Here is a 14610-nt window from a genome sequence, read left to right on the forward strand (position 1 = left end):
AAGTCGCGAAGTCCGGACGATTAAACAACCCCTTCGCGTTCTTCGCACCTGACGGTGCTCAAGCTCGCTACGCTCGCACTTCGCGGCTTCGCGCGAGGCACCGTATCGTGCTCCCGCTCCGGACTTCGGTCTTCTCAAACCATCGCGAGTCGCACCTTACGGTGCTCCTGTTCCGGCCCTCTGGCCCGTCGCAAATTGCCTCAGCCAGAGTTCAGCACAGGCAATCCGCCAGAACTCGGTGGAGTACGCGCTCTTCCCGTCGAGAAACTCCCGGTAGTTCCCGAGCACCCGCTCCGCGTCCCAGTAAGGCCGGCCGGCAAACTCCGGCGAGGAGAAGAGAGCGAGGATCTCCGGAGCGAGTTCATCCTTCATCCAGGCCTCCTCGGGGGTCACGAACCCCATCTTGTCCATCCTGCACCGGATGGCGTCCGGGACGAGGGCCCGGATCGCCCGCCGGAGGACGTGCTTCGTAACGCCGCGGCGGACCTTCTGGTCGAGCGGGAGGGAGGCGAGGTACTCCACGAGCCGGTAGTCGAGGAACGGGACCCGCGCCTCGATCGAGAAGGCCATCGAGTTCCGGTCCTCCCAGTGGAGGAGGAGGGGGAGGTTCGAGGCCGTGACCTCGCGTTTCAGGACCTCGTCGAGCGACCCGGCGTACCGGAGAACCTCCGGCGCCGGGCCCTTGAGGAGCCCCCTCCGCTCCGACCTGACGAAGAACTGGCGGGCCGCCCACGAGAGGAACGAGCCATGGCGTTTCGCGCTCCCGAACCCCTCCCGGAGGGCGCGGGCAACCTCTCCCCCGCGGAGGAGGCCGCGGATATAGGGGGCCTGGTAGGCGATGTAGCCCGCGAGCTGCTCGTCGGCGCCCTGACCGTCGAGGACCACCTTCACCTCGTCACGTGCAAGCCGCATCACGCAGTACTGAGCATAGATCGAGAGCGAGGCGAACGGCTCGTCCTGCATGTAGAGGAGCCTCCCGATATCCTCCCAGAGCCCCTCCGTATCGGGCGTCGTCCGGCGGCTCGCGACGCCCGTCGCCGCGACCACCACGTCGATATGCCGGCTCTCGTCGAACCGGGGGTCGTCGAAACAGACCGAGAACGTCCTCTGCCGGTTCCCGACGCTCTCCGGGTGCTCGGCCCGCAGGAGGTCGTTGATCAGGGCGGTGACCGTCGAGGAGTCGATCCCCCCCGAAAGGCAGGTCCCGACCGGGACGTCGCTCCGGAGCCGGAGCCGGACCGAGTCGGTCAGGAGGTCGCGGACTCTTTCTGCGGCGGCATCGTCGTCGGCACCCCCCGACGCACCGTTCATGGCGAAGTCCCAGTAGCGCTCAGGGACCCCGGCACCCCCTTCCGAAACGACGAGCAGGTGGGCCGGCGGGAGCTGGAAGATGCCGTCGTACATCGTCTCCGCCGTATGGTCCGCGACCCCCCAGGCGAGGAACGTCATGAGCATCCGGTCGTTCGGTCTCCCTCCCACCCCGGGATGCGCCCGGAGCGCCTTGATCTCGGAGGCGAAGAGGAACGATCCGGCCGCTGTAGTGTAATAGAACGGCTTGACGCCCAGGCGGTCCCGGGCGCAGAAGAGTTCGCGGCGGTGCCCGTCCCAGATGGCGAACGCCCACATCCCGTTGAACCGGGCAAGGCAGTCCCTCCCCCACTCCTCGTAGGCGTGCAGGATCACCTCCGTGTCGGTCGCGGAGGCAAAACGGTGCCCGGCGGCAATGAGCTCCTCCCGGAGCTCGCGGTAGTTGTAGATCTCGCCGTTGAAGACGATCTGGAGCGACCCGTCCTCGTTTGCCATCGGCTGCCGGCCCTCGTCGGAGAGGTCGATGATCGCGAGGCGGCGGTGGGCGAGGCCGATCGGGCCGGAGAGGAAGGTGCCCTCGCCGTCAGGACCCCGGTGGGCGAGCCGCTCCGCCATGGCCCCGACGAGGACCGCGTCCGCCTCTCCCCCGTTCAGGGCATACTGCCCGGCAACACCGCACATGCTCAGAAGGGACCGATCATTTATCCGAACAGGTCTTATCGAGGCCCGTGCCGTTGAGGTCGCAGGAGGGGCAGGGGGCCGCGCCGTTCACCACCCGGTAAGCGTCCGCGAGGACCGCGGAGTTCGCGAGCAGTCCCGCGATCAGGATCGCTTCGAGGATCTCGGCCCGGGTCGCGCCCTTCGCCATCGCCGACTGCATGTGGTACTCCACGCAGTGGTTACACTTGAGCGCGGCGCCCACCGCGAGGCTTATAAGCTCGATCACCTTCGGCTCGAGCTGGCTGGTCTCGACGACGGCACCCTTGTAGAGCAGGTGCGAGATGAGGATCTCCGGCCGTTCCGCCATCCGTTCAAAGATCAGGGGGACCCTGCCGTATTCGGCCTCGATCTCCTTGAGGAGTTCCTTCGCGATCGCGTCCGATCCTCGCTCCCCGATCTTCGTGAGTACCTTCTCAAAGTCCATCACAACTACACCAAGATCCTGGTTTCCGAGAAGGGTTTAATCCGTATCAATATGTAATTGCGCATTCGCGACGGCGTAACGTCGGCGATATCGCCGATGGTGATCCCGTCGACGACCTCGAGCGACCGTATGGCGGGGGCGTAGGGGTCGTAGGGGAGTTTCACCCGGAGGCCTTCCATCTGGGCGGTCACCGGCGTCGGGTGCGTCAGCATGCTGATCTCGTGGATCCGCTCCTCGATGATCGCCATCAGGCGGGGAGGGAAGACGGAGAGCGGGTCCCGGGCGAGGGCGTCCCGCCGGGCGTCCAGGGTGCGGGAGACCTCGTCGACCAGCTCGTCGAGTTTCACAAGCTCCTCAGGGCGCTTGAACCGGTGCATGATCCGCCCGACCCCTCCGACGTAGCCCTCGACGGGCGGGTCGACGATCCGGACCAGGGTCTCGCGGTCCGGGGCGCCGGTCACCACGATCGGGACGTGGATTCCCTGCCGGAGCACCGGGAACTTCTGCCGGATGCACTCCTCGAAATTACCCAGGGTGTAGACGGCGAGGTCGTGCTCGTTGATGACGTCCCGCTCCTCGTCGTTTAAGTTTGCGATCCGTTTCCCGAACCCCCGCGAGAGTCCGATCATGTTGGTCTTCGCGCCCGACCGCCTGAGATACTCGGCGAGGTCGCAGGAGGTGTGCGGGAGATGGTGGATCTCGAGGCTCGGGCTGACCACGGCGATCTCGGTCCCGACAAGCGGCGCCTCGGTCACCGTGCCTGCGAGCGGCTTTGCAATCTCCCGGATCAGTTCGATATCGTCGCGCGGCACGAACGACTGGAGGACGACGTCCTGGGCCATGACGTGCTTCTGCACGATGTAGCCGCCGAGGTCGTCGATCAGGTCCATGATCTCGTCGTGCCGGTAGACGCCGCCCTTGAAAGTCACCGGCACCAGCGTCGTCACAGCGTCACCCCCATCTTTGTAAAGAGCGGGGCGACAACCTTCTCCACGATGTCGCCCGGCAGGGTATCCTCGCTTGCCACATAGTAAAACTTCTCGTCCCGGATGTACTGGCGGCGGACCTTGAACCCTTCGGGGGCGATGTACTGGAGCGCGTAGATGACGTCTTTATGCAGCGATTCGCCCGGATCGGCCACGACCAGCCGGTCGAGCTCCTCCTCCCCGGCAAGCCCCGCCGGGAGGACGACGGTGAACCGGTCGGGCTGGTCGACGTTCTCTTTCCCGTATCGGGCCCAGAGAACCCGGAGCAGCGGCGCGAGGTAGGTCTCGTCGCCGATATCGAGGACGATCTCTTTCTCGCCGGAGTTGACGTTCGCAAAATCGCCGACACGGATCGCCCGCGGCATATGCCGGAGCAGCCCGGCGGCGGCGAAGATCGGGACCTTCGGGTCGACGAAGATGTGCAGCCGGTCGATCACCTTGACCAGATCGAGGTCCTGGAGGACGTCGGCCGCGATCCGCTCGTAGGCCTCTCTCCCGACGCTGTCGGGCGACTCGACCACGAAGTAGTTCAGCGGGGGCATCTACTCCCCCTTGATGAACCCGGACGCGAGGAGGGCCGACCCGACGGCGCCGATGTACTGCGAGTACGGCGGGACGACGATCTCGGTCTGGAGGAGCCGGCCCATCGCGTAGACCAGGCCCTCGATGAGCGAGGTGCCGCCGACCATGATCACCGGCTCCTTGATGTCGACCTCCTGCAACTGCTGTTCGAAGACCTGTTCGGCGACGCTGTGGCAGGCCGCTGCCGCCACGTCCTCCCGCGAGGACCCGGCGGCGAGCGCGTTCACCAGGCTCTGCGTCCCGAAGACGATGCAGTAACTGTTCATCGGGACGTTCGCGCCCATGCCCTTCATGGCGAGGGGGCCGAGCTCGGTGATGTCCACGCCGAGGCGCTTTGCGGTCATCTCAAGGAACCGGCCGCTCGCGCCGGCGCAGATCCCGCCCATCGTGAAGGTGCCGGGTATCCCGTCGATGACGCTGATCGCCTTGTTGTCCATCCCGCCGATATCGATGACGGTCGCAGCGCCCCGCTGGTGGCCGGCGAGGTAGACGGCACCCTTCGAGTTCACCGTCAGTTCTTCCTGGACGAGATCGGCGCCGAGGTGTTTGCCGATCAGGAACCGGCCGTAGCCGGTGGTCCCGATCGCCTGGATATCGTCCCGGGTGAGGCCGGCCATCTCGAGCGCCTGCGCGACGGCGCCGTCGGCGCTCGCGATCACCTCGGTCGTCGGGAGCCAGCCGGTGCCGACGATCTTGTTCTCCTTCATCACGACCGCTTTCGTGGTGCTCGAACCCGAGTCGACGCCCATCGTGATCCCGGTCTGCTCCTCGCGGGCGAGGAGCGCCCGCCGGCGGGCGATGGTGGTCAGGGCCTCCATCCTCGTGAGGAGGGTGCCCGCGGTCGTCCGCTCGGTGAAGGAGTAACTCACCACGGGCAGCCGGGAGTGCTCGTGGATGTAGCGCCGGAGTTCATTTCGGACGATCGCCGCCTCGGCGCACCGGAAACAGGTGCCGATGAAGACCCCGTCCGCGTCGACCTTCCCGTCGACCAGGGCTTTGCCCCGGGCGATCATCAGTTTTAAGTCGGCGCTCCGGACGTCGAGGCCGAAGGCGTCGACCGCCCGCTCGACGTCGGCGAGAGCGATGTCGGGGAAGAAGACCTCGGCGTCCACCGACTCGGCGGCGTCGTAGATCTCCTTCTGGATCCCGCTGTACTCCGGCCCGCAGGAGAGCTGGGCGATCCGGACCTTCCGGCTCATGATTCGCCTCCTTTCGGGAGGCTCGTGAGGAACTTCCTGACGGCGGCGACGAACTCGATGCCCTCTTCGTCGGTCGTCGGGTACTTCAGTTCCAGGATCGGCATATCCTTCTGGCGCAGGGAGAAGAGGATCAACTCGTCGGTGCGGGCGCAGCCCATGCACCCGAACGCGAGGTCTGCGTCGGTGACGATGATCGCGGCCTCAGCCTCCTCGATGAGGGGGCCGTAGATCGCCATCCGGCCCCGGACGCCGGACGGCACCTCGACCGCAGCATATTTCAGGCCGCGCTTGGGGTCTTCGGGCGTGATCTGGAGGGGCGGGGAGTCGACCCCGGCGGTCTGTATCCGCTCCCGGATACCGAGGGCTGCACCGAGCGGCTTATGCCCGAACCGGGCCACAAGGTCGGAGAGGATGAGGCTCGTTGCAGGGTAGATAAACACCTTTGCCATTTGTTCAGGACTCCTCTGTCTCTATCAGTTCTTGCAGTCGTTTGATATCGAGTAGCGGTCTCTTCCCGCGTGCAGGCGGCACCGCCGGCTTCTCCGGCTCCTCAGGCTCCTCGCCCCGCCGGTCGAGTTCCTCGAGGCCGCGGGTGATGTAGCGGAGGACCCGGAACTCCCGTTCATGGCCGAGGTAGCCCGGCCTCGCCCCGCCGAGGTTCGCCCGGCAGCGTCTCGGGTCGCCCGGAGGGAACCCCCGGTCCTTGACGAAGATGTGGACGGGGTCGAAGGTCCGGATCTCCTCGATGAGTTTCTCGACGGCCTCCGGTTCGCCGGTCACCTGGAGCCCGAAACAGGTCTCTTTGATCAGGACGCCTTCGGAGGCCTCGTATGCTCTGAGGGCGAGCTCGCCCGCGGTCATCGTCGGCGACTCGACGAAGACGTATTTGGTCACCGTGCCGACGTAGTCGGGGGTATAATCAGCCATCACTTCACCTCTCGCACGTATATCGTCGCTCCCTCGCGCATTTTCGGGAGGTCTCCGGCATCGAGGACCTTCCCGATGACGTTCGTCCCTGTAAGCGGCTCGGAGGTCGGGCCGAACTCGGCGTTCGGCGTCGTCCGGATGCCGACCATGCCGGCACCCCGCCGGGAGTCGTTCGTCATCGCGAGGGTGTAGGCCGGGACCTCGCCTGTCGGGGTGTTCTCCGGGATTATCCCGACGCCCTTCGCGATCTTAGGCTTGAAGAGGAAGACGTCCTCGAACTGGAAGGCGAGCGGCATCTTCCCGACGGCGTGGTGCTTGAGCCCGGTCACCTCGCGGAAGATAGTGACCGACCGGGGCGCGGCGGCCTCGTCGAGGGTGATGCTGACGACGGACCCGGACGGCTCCGTCGCGACCCGGACCGCTCCCGCGGCGAGGACCTCGAGGGTCGTCGCCGGGGTCTGGCCGACCACCACGCGGTCGCCCTCATCCCCGTCCGCGGCAAAAGCGATCCCGCGCCGGGCGGCGACCTCCCCCGCCTCCGCAAGGCTGAGGCCGACGAGGTCGAACTGCTCCGGCTTCGCCCGGATGGCGAGGAGGTCCCCCTCCCCGGCGAACCGGACGAGTTCGAGGCCGTGGACGACCTTCCCGACGACGGTATGCACCGGGCTTGCCGAGACCCCCTGCGTGTAGATGTAGACGGCTCCCGTCGACTTCCCGGCGGTCCTGACCGTGACGGTCCCCTCGAGCCGGGGCCCGGAGAACTCCGGGGGGACTTTCGTCGGGACCAGGTGCGGGTCGAGGATATGGGTGCTGCTCGAGCGGCCCACCCGGAACCGGCCGCCCTGGACGGAGAGGAGGAAGTGCTCGACGCTCCGGGCGGTCCGGGTATCGAACCCGTCCTCCCCGGCGCCCTGGACCTCCGCCTCCACGAACGTGACGACCTGCATCCCGTCCTCGAGCGGCAGTTCCGCGTCGCGGGTGATGGTCGCGTGAGAACGGTCGGCACGGCGGAGGATCCGCTCGAGCCCCGTGACCCGGTCGCCCTCGCCGAGACGGTCGAGCAAACCCCGGCCGGTCACGACCCTGCCGATGACGCCGCCGTCCGCCGGGGCGCCGTAGTCGGCGGTATGCCTCATGCGGGCGAAGATCAGGTAGGATTGAGCGGGGTCGTAGCCCCCGCAGCCGAGGACGACGTCGCCGCGCTCGTACCGCCCCGGTGCCCGTGCCGGCCGGATGTTCGACTCGAACGGGCCGAGAGCGGCGGCGTAGCGGTCCTGCCAGTGGAGGTTGAGCCGGTCGGCAAGCCCGGGCCGGAGGAGCCGGGCGGTGAACGCCGGATCCGCCACCTCGACGACGAACTCGCCGGCCGTGGTGACGAACCTGACCTCCTGCGACTCCGCCGCATCCTCCTCGAGCGCCGGCCGGATGACGGCGACACTGAACCGGAAGTCCCACTCCGGGAGGAGATCCCCCAGCCGGGAACCCGCTGGAACCTCAACACGCTTTCCGTCCAGGTGGATCTCCATCATTCACCTCAGGAGGCGCCGCCGCCTCCCATCACCTTTCGTTCTTCCTCGGTGAGGTGAGCGAGCACCTCTTCCGTCGGCCCCATCTTGATGATCTTGCCCCCCCGCATGAGGGCAACCCTGTCGCAGATGTCGCGCACGAACTCCATGTCGTGAGAGACCACGATAAAGGTCTCGTCCATCTCCTCGCGGGCGTGGAGGATCGAGTGTTTCACGTCGATCTTCGTGATGGGGTCCATCGTCCCGGTCGGCTCGTCGAGGACGATCAGCAGGGGCTCGCGGATGAGGACCTGGGCGAGCGCCACCCGGTGCTTCTCGCCCTCGGAGAGCTGGCCCGGATACCGCTCCAGGATCTCCTTGCTCTTCTCGGGGGTGAACCCTGCCATCCCGAGGGTGATGATCGCCTTTCGCATCGCGAGTTCTTTCGGGAACTCAAGGCCTATCGCGTCGGTGAGATTGTCGAGCACCGTCCGGTGCGGGTAGAGGTCGTACTCCTGGTGGAGGAGGCCGATGTAGCCCTTCGCACGCCCCCGGTTCTCGATGCCGGGTTTGGTCATATCGATCCAGTCCTCGCCGATCCGGATGTTCATCTCGCCGCTGGTGGGCTCGAGGATCCCGGAGATGATCCTTGAGAGGGTCGTCTTCCCCGCACCGCTCTTGCCGATGATCCCGAAGATCTCCTTCTCGCCAACGTCGTAGGAGACGCCGTTGACCGCCCGGACCACGCCCCTGTCGACCGAGAGGTAGCGTTTGACGACGTCCCGGGCGACCAGGATCTTCTCGCCGACCTCCGTGACCTCGTGCTGCTCGGCATCGCTGTAGTTCTCCATGAACCGGCCGATGATCTCCTCGGGGGCGCCGATACACTTGATCTCCCCGTTCTCAAGGAGGATGGCCCGGTCCACGACGTCTTTGATGACGTTTGAGAAGTGGGACGTGATCACCATCGCCATATCGTTCTGCTCGGCGCTCTCGATGAGCATCCGGTGGACGAGGGTGGCGGTCTCCGGGTCGAGCGTCCCGGTCGGTTCGTCGGCATACAGCATGAACGGGTTCTTCGCGAGCTGCCGGGCGAGCACCACCCGCTGCTTCTCGCCGCCGGAGAGGTCGCGGGCGATGTGCATCATCCGGTGGGAGAGCCTGACCTGGTCGATGAGGTCCGCGGCCCTGCTGACCGCCCTCTCCGGGGGGTAGCCGATGTCGTCGAGCGCCCGGAGGATGTTCTCGATCACCCGGTCGTCGCCGTAGAGGGCGAACGTCCGCTGGAACATGATCGCGGTCCTGCGCATGATCCGCCGTTTCATCCCCTCGCTCTCCTCCGTCCAGAAGTCGACGTCCACGGGCTTGAGTTCGCCGCCGCACGCAGGGCACGGCTTCCCCACCTCGCTCGGGACACCGATGTATTCGCATCGGTCGCAGGCAGCGACGTGGTAGACGATCGATCCCCGTGTCGGGGGCTGGTCCACACCCCGCATGAGATGCATGAGAACAGTCTTGCCGGCCCCGCTTCTCCCGATAATGCCGACAGTCTCTCCCTCCGCCACCTCGAAGTTGATGCCTTTGAGTACAACGGTCCCGTTGAACTCCATACAGAGGTCCTTTACCGTGATGAGTGGGGTCATATTGAGCTCCTCGCTAAACTAGTCTTCTCGTGGTATCATATTAGAGTTTATATTGTTGCATTTCTTTCCGGGCGCCTCGGTGCCGTTGAGGAGTTCCTCCACGATGCCGGGCACCTCGCTGACGTTCCGGATCACGCGGTCGACGCTGGTATAGAGGATCTCGGGTTTCCGGTCGGACTGCTGCTCGGTCAGCACTGCGAGATCCGCCTTCCGGAAGGCGTTGAGGTCGTTGATGGCGTCGCCGACCATGACGACTCTGTCGTACTGCTCCTGGAGGTCTTCGACGATCCGGGCCTTCATCGAGGGCGTGGCAACGCCGTAGACCCGCTCCCGGGGGATGCCGAGGTAGTCGCCCATCCGCTCGAGCTTCGCCACCCGGTCGCCGGAGGCTATGTAGGCGGGGACGCCGAGCCGGTGCAGTTCGCTGATCGCCTCTCGTGCGCCGTCGAACGGCCTCCCGCCGGTCGTCACCGCGAACTCGATGCAGGAGAGGTCCATGTTCAGGATCACGCCGCTGTTCATGGTGACGATCGACTCCCGCCTGCAGCACCGCCAGACCTCGCGGATGCAGGCCTGGAGGTCGGCGATCCGGGCATGTCCTTCCGAGTAGAGGAGGGCACCGACCTCCTCGGCGGGGATGACCCGCCGGGAACAGGCCACCCCAAAACCCACCGACCGCTCGACGAGGAACTTCGAGAGGAGCTGGCCCTCCGGCGCCTCGATGACGTCGCGGGAGTGGAGGTGGAGGACGACGAGCACCCTCGCCTCGTCGCCGAAGGTGAGCGTCGTGGTCTCGACCTCGATCAGCATCTCGTCGTGGAGGAGATCGCGTGCTACGCGGTAGGTCCTAAGAAGCGTGCCCGCACTGTCAAAAACAACGGCAACCGACATTCGAGCCCACGCCAACAGGTCTATGTAGTTTCTGGTCGTCTCTTCAATGAAGACTTATGGTACTGAGTGAGACGGCAGAACGCATAAAGAGTATGGAGATCCGGGGCGCCGGCAGGATCGCCCGGGCGGCCGCCCTTGCGCTGGCCGATTACGCCGGAACGCTCGATACGTCCGACCCCGACGTCTTCCGGCGTGAGATGCGGAACGCGGCAGATACGCTCACCGGGACCCGGCCGACGGCCGTCTCGCTCCCGAACGCGGTGCGCTACGTGATGCGGGCTCTGGACTCGTTTGAGTCCGTCGAGGCCGGGCGGAGCGCGGTCGTCCGGCAGGCGGCGGCGTTCGTGGAGGAGTCCGAGCACGCGATAGGGAGGATAGCGGCGATCGGGGCACGCCACATCTCCGACGGCGACGTCCTGATGACCCACTGCAACTCCGAGGCGGCGCTCTCGTGCATCCTCGAGGCCCACCGGCAGGGGAAGGAACTTGAGGTCTACGCGACGGAAGTGCGCCCTCGCGGCCAGGGCCTCGTCACGATCAGGGCACTGAACGACGCCGGGATCAAGACGAACTACATCATCGATTCCGCCGTCCGCTACTTCATCAACGACGTCGACCTCGTCTTCGTCGGCGCCGACGCGATCGCGGTGAACGGGGCGGTGGTGAACAAGATCGGGACCGCCCAGATCGCCCATGCCGCGCACGAGGCCCGGACGAACGTCATCGTCGCGGCCGAGACCTATAAGTTTGCTCCGAGGACGATCCTCGGCGAACTGATCGAGATCGAGGAGCGGGACCCCTACGAGGTGCTCCCCCGCGAGGAGGCGGAGAGGCTCCCCTTCGTGCGGGTCAGGAACCCGGCCTTCGACGTGACGCCCGCGGAGTACATCGACCTGATCGTCACCGAGCAGGGGGCGATCCCGCCGGGGCTCGCGTTCACGGTGATAAGGGATTACCTGGGGTGGAAGATCGAGGAACTGCGGTGAAGGGGCCATCCCTGGCAACGATCTCCGATACCCTGGACATCCCTTGCAGGAAACCGCACACACCCACGCAAACCTTCATCAGGTAAACCCGAGTATACCTCAGTATGGCAAGCACCACCATCAAGATCGACGTAGAACTCAGGGACCGGCTCAACGCCCTGAAGGTCCATCCCCGGGAGTCGTACAACGAAGTGATCGAGCGTCTGGTCGAGATAGCGATCGACGAAGAGCCGCTCAGCGAAGAGACGATCCGGCGAATCGAGGAATCGCTTGAGGATCTCAGGGCCGGACGAGTCTACACCTTAGAGGAGGTCATGGCGGAGCTGAAGGAGGAATGACCTACCGTGTGGTCATCACAGCAGCGGCCCGTCACGATCTCAGGAGCATTCCAAGACCTATAGCAGTCAAGATAGGCGAAGAGATTGTATCACTCGCCGGCGAGACCGAGCCGAAGAAGCATCTCAAACGATTGAAGGGAGCGAGCAACCCCCCGTTCTATTCGCTCCGGATCGGGGATTACCGGGCGATCCTCTCGATCATAGACGACCTCCTGGTGATCCATGTTATCGCGGTCGGACACCGGAGCAAGGTGTACCGGAGGTTCTGAACGTGGGTGGAACCGTCGGAGAGCACGATCATTCCCTGCCGGGAAGACCGGTGACCGCATGGAAGAACCGAATCCCCCACCCCAAACCCCCACGGTTTATCACCCGCCGCTCCCAATACCTACGAGCGAGAGGCTACACCATGGAGATCGCGTTCACCAAACTGCAGGGAAACGGCAACGACTTTATTCTGATTGACGAATTCGAACAGGAAGCCATCCCCGAGGAGATGAAGGGAGGATTCGCGGCAATCTACTGCGACCGCCGGTTCGGCATCGGCGCCGACGGCGTCCTCTTCCTCCAGGCATCCGAGACGGCGGACGTCCGGATGCGGCTTTTGCAGCCCGACGAGAGCGAGGCCGATATGTGCGGGAACGGCATCAGGTGCCTCGCGAAGTACGCCTACGACGCCGGCTACGTCAAGGAGTCCTGCTCGGTCGAGACCGGGGCCGGGATCGTCTCCGTGACGATGGGCTACGCGGAGGACGAGTTCACCGCGACGATCACGATGCCAGAACCGAAATTCGAGCGGAGCGGCATCCCGGCAACCGGGAACGGCGAGTACAAGGAAGAGATCCGCGGTTTCACCGTCTACGCCGCAAACACCGGTGTCCCCCACGCGGTCGTCTTCGTCAAAGAGATCGGCGCCGTCGATATCGCCGTCGTCGGCCCGGCCATCCGGAACCACCCCTCATTCCCCGAGGGTGCGAACGTCAACTTCGTCGAAGAGGCCGGCGACGGCACGCTCCGGATACGGACGTTCGAGCGCGGCGTCGAGGACGAGACCTTCAGCTGCGGCACCGGCGCGACCGCGTCCGCCGCGGTCGCCCATCACCTCGGCAAAACAGGGGACGCGGTGAGGGTCGAGACGAAAGGCGGCCCGCTCGTCATCCGCATCAGCGAGGCCGTCACGATGGAAGGCCCCGCCGAGACGGTCTTTGGCGGCGTTATACTGTTCTGATCCCGTCCTCGGTGATCACAAAATCGAACGAGAGGCCTTCCGGCCGGGACCGGTGCTTCCGGAGCATCGCCCGCCGGACACCGCCGTCCTTCTTTTCGAGCCTGATGATGGCCTTTGAGAGGTGTTCGAGCGCCGTCCCGCCGAGCCCCGCCACCCGGTCCCGCTCCACGTCCATGTAGATCTGGTTCGTGATCAGGGCCGGGATGTCGTACTTCTTCGCGAGGCCGAGGAGCTTGATCATGTGGTGCGAGAGCCGCCGCAGCGCCTCACGGCCGAGATCGAGCTCGGTCCGGTAGAGGGCGGTCGCCGAGTCCATCACGACCAGATCGACGGGATTGCCGTCCCGCTTCCTGAGCAGCCCCTCCGCGTCGGCGAGCATCGTCCCCTGCTGGGCGAAGTCGAGCGGCTCGAAGAGGTAGAGCCGGTCGGCGAACTCCGCGGCACGCCCCCCGGCGACCTGGGTGAACCGCTCGACCGAGAAGCCCTCGGTGTCGATGTAGACGACCGAGTTCCCTGCCCGGAGGGAGGCGACCGCCGCCATCTGGCAGAAGGTGCTCTTGCCGCTCGCGGGCTCACCGTAGATCTGGGTGATCGTCCGCCGCTCGAGCCCGCCGCCCAGCAGGTCGTCGAGGGCCGGATTTCCCGTGCTGACCCTGTCCTGCTTCATGGTTCGAGCACACCCCGCTCGATGAAGATCCGGCGTGCAGCCGCTTCGACCGCCCCGGTGACCTCCCTGAGGGGGACACCGAGGTCGCGGGCAGAGGCCGCCGCCTGCTCGTACTCCGCCTTGAAGGAGGCGATCTTCCCACCGCACCAGCCGCATTTGACGTCGATCGTCAGTTCCCGGCCCCGGAGGGTCACCGTGACCGGCTCGATCGTCCGCTCGGCTACGGCCCGGTGGACCATCGGGATGCAGCGGATCCCGAGCGTGCCGAGCTCGGCGGCCATCACGCCTATAAGATTGTCAGTCGCGTCGGGCCGGCAGATTACCCGGACGAGGTGGCCGCTCCGCCCCTTCTTCATCACCACCGGAATGGCGCTTGCGTCCCGTGCCCCCTCCTCCATCAGGCGGCCGATCGTGTAGGCGAGGGCCTCCCCGGTGACGTCGTCGACGTTCGTCTCGAGGATGTCGATGCGGTCGCCGTGGCCCCGCTCCTCCGTCGCAACGAGCATCGAGCGGAGGACGTTCGGCCGTCCCGGCGGGTCGCGGCTCCCGGCCCCGTAGCCGACTGCCCGGATGGTCGCCGGGCCGAGGTCTTCGGGCCGGACCGTCGAGAACTCTGCGAGGAGCGCCGCCCCCGTCGGGGTGCAGAGCTCCCGCTCCTCGTTGCCGGGAACCGTCCGGAGGTCCGATGCTGCAAGGATCGCCACGGTCGCCGGGGCCGGTATGGGGAAGGTGCCGTGGGCACCGACCGCGAATCCCCTCCCGAGAGCGACCGGGTGGACGGCGACCCCCCCGACGCCGAGGGCGTGAAGGGCGGTGCAGGCCCCCACCACGTCGGCGACGGCGTCGTCCGCACCCACCTCGTGGAAGTGGGCCCCCGGCCCGTGGATGCTCTCCTCGGCCCGGTGTATCCGGAGAAAGACCCGCCGGGCCATCTCCCGTGCCGGGGCGGGTGCATCGCTCCCGGCCACCCGGTCGAGCACCTCCTCGAGGGTGCGGTGCTCGACCGGGGCATGCGCTCTCACCCGGACTGCCCGGATCCCGGAGCGGTCCACCCGCTCTATCGTCGGCTCGCCGACGACCGAACGCATCGCTGCCCGCACAAGACCTTCATCGGCCCCCAGATCGAGGAGAGAACCGATGATCATGTCGCCTGCGGCACCGTTGAACGGGTCGAAGAGAAGTGTGTTCATGCGCCTCCAGTACTTA

At 66.0% G+C, this 14610-nt stretch carries 16 protein-coding genes; 4 read left to right on the forward strand and 12 right to left on the reverse strand.

Annotated features, from left to right (window positions below; genetic code table 11):
* Positions 1-156: 156 nt before the first annotated feature.
* From asnB to F8E02_RS01230, 10 genes are read right to left on the reverse strand one after another with little or no spacing between them, the layout of a single operon-like run.
* The gene (gene asnB, locus F8E02_RS01185; RefSeq protein ID WP_317063609.1) at positions 157-1989 is read right to left on the reverse strand and encodes an asparagine synthase (glutamine-hydrolyzing); all 1833 of its coding nucleotides are present in this window, start codon (positions 1987-1989) and stop codon (positions 157-159) included.
* Between the two features lie 16 nt (positions 1990-2005).
* Positions 2006-2452 (reverse strand): carboxymuconolactone decarboxylase family protein, encoded by a 447-nt coding sequence (locus F8E02_RS01190; protein WP_317063610.1) that lies wholly within the window; start codon positions 2450-2452, stop codon positions 2006-2008.
* 5 nt (positions 2453-2457) lie between these two features.
* Positions 2458-3399, reverse strand: coding sequence for a methanogenesis marker 7 protein (locus tag F8E02_RS01195; RefSeq protein WP_317063611.1), 942 nt, complete (start codon positions 3397-3399; stop codon positions 2458-2460).
* Entirely contained in the window at positions 3396-3980 is a 585-nt protein-coding gene (locus tag F8E02_RS01200; protein WP_317063612.1) for a methanogenesis marker 17 protein, read from the reverse strand. Before F8E02_RS01200 ends, F8E02_RS01195 begins: the two co-directional genes overlap by 4 nt.
* Positions 3981-5219, reverse strand: a complete 1239-nt coding sequence (locus tag F8E02_RS01205; RefSeq protein WP_317063613.1) for a methanogenesis marker 15 protein — start codon at positions 5217-5219, stop codon at positions 3981-3983.
* Complete coding sequence (locus F8E02_RS01210) at positions 5216-5668, reverse strand: methanogenesis marker 5 protein (RefSeq protein WP_317063614.1); 453 nt, start codon at positions 5666-5668, stop codon at positions 5216-5218. The genes F8E02_RS01205 and F8E02_RS01210 overlap by 4 nt, the downstream gene beginning before the upstream one ends.
* 4 nt (positions 5669-5672) lie before the next feature.
* Entirely contained in the window at positions 5673-6146 is a 474-nt protein-coding gene (locus F8E02_RS01215) for a methanogenesis marker 6 protein (protein WP_317063615.1), read from the reverse strand.
* The gene (mmp3, locus tag F8E02_RS01220) at positions 6146-7675 is read right to left on the reverse strand and encodes a methyl-coenzyme M reductase-associated protein Mmp3 (protein WP_317063616.1); all 1530 of its coding nucleotides are present in this window, start codon (positions 7673-7675) and stop codon (positions 6146-6148) included. Before mmp3 ends, F8E02_RS01215 begins: the two co-directional genes overlap by 1 nt.
* A 5-nt stretch (positions 7676-7680) precedes the next feature.
* Positions 7681-9294, reverse strand: coding sequence for a methyl coenzyme M reductase system, component A2 (gene atwA / locus F8E02_RS01225; RefSeq protein ID WP_317063617.1), 1614 nt, complete (start codon positions 9292-9294; stop codon positions 7681-7683).
* 18 nt (positions 9295-9312) lie between these two features.
* Entirely contained in the window at positions 9313-10185 is an 873-nt protein-coding gene (locus F8E02_RS01230; RefSeq protein WP_317063618.1) for an HAD family hydrolase, read from the reverse strand.
* A 56-nt stretch (positions 10186-10241) separates the two neighbouring features.
* Here F8E02_RS01230 and F8E02_RS01235 point away from each other — a divergent pair, with 56 nt between their 5' ends.
* The 4 genes from F8E02_RS01235 to dapF all read left to right on the forward strand — a co-directional run bounded on the left by F8E02_RS01235 (position 10242) and on the right by dapF (position 12737).
* Entirely contained in the window at positions 10242-11171 is a 930-nt protein-coding gene (locus F8E02_RS01235) for a ribose 1,5-bisphosphate isomerase (protein WP_317063619.1), read from the forward strand.
* Between the two features lie 104 nt (positions 11172-11275).
* On the forward strand, positions 11276-11509 hold the full coding sequence (locus F8E02_RS01240) for a DUF7557 family protein (protein WP_317063620.1): 234 nt from the start codon (positions 11276-11278) through the stop codon (positions 11507-11509).
* Positions 11506-11778 carry a type II toxin-antitoxin system RelE family toxin gene (locus F8E02_RS01245; RefSeq protein ID WP_317063621.1) on the forward strand — a complete coding sequence of 91 codons (273 nt, stop codon included), beginning with the start codon at positions 11506-11508 and terminating at the stop codon, positions 11776-11778. The genes F8E02_RS01240 and F8E02_RS01245 overlap by 4 nt, the downstream gene beginning before the upstream one ends.
* Positions 11779-11918: 140 nt before the next feature.
* Complete coding sequence (dapF, locus tag F8E02_RS01250; RefSeq protein WP_317063622.1) at positions 11919-12737, forward strand: diaminopimelate epimerase; 819 nt, start codon at positions 11919-11921, stop codon at positions 12735-12737.
* Here dapF and radB read toward each other — a convergent pair.
* Both radB and larC read right to left on the reverse strand, forming a co-directional pair.
* On the reverse strand, positions 12724-13404 hold the full coding sequence (radB, locus tag F8E02_RS01255) for a DNA repair and recombination protein RadB (protein WP_317063623.1): 681 nt from the start codon (positions 13402-13404) through the stop codon (positions 12724-12726). The genes dapF and radB overlap by 14 nt on opposite strands.
* A complete protein-coding gene (gene larC / locus F8E02_RS01260) occupies positions 13401-14594 on the reverse strand; it encodes a nickel pincer cofactor biosynthesis protein LarC (RefSeq protein ID WP_317063624.1) in 1194 nt (397 codons plus the stop codon). Before larC ends, radB begins: the two co-directional genes overlap by 4 nt.
* Between the last annotated feature and the right edge of the window lie 16 nt (positions 14595-14610).

The sequence above is a fragment of the Methanoculleus caldifontis genome, from assembly GCF_032842345.1.
In the GTDB taxonomy this organism is placed as follows: Archaea; Halobacteriota; Methanomicrobia; order Methanomicrobiales; family Methanoculleaceae; genus Methanoculleus; species Methanoculleus caldifontis.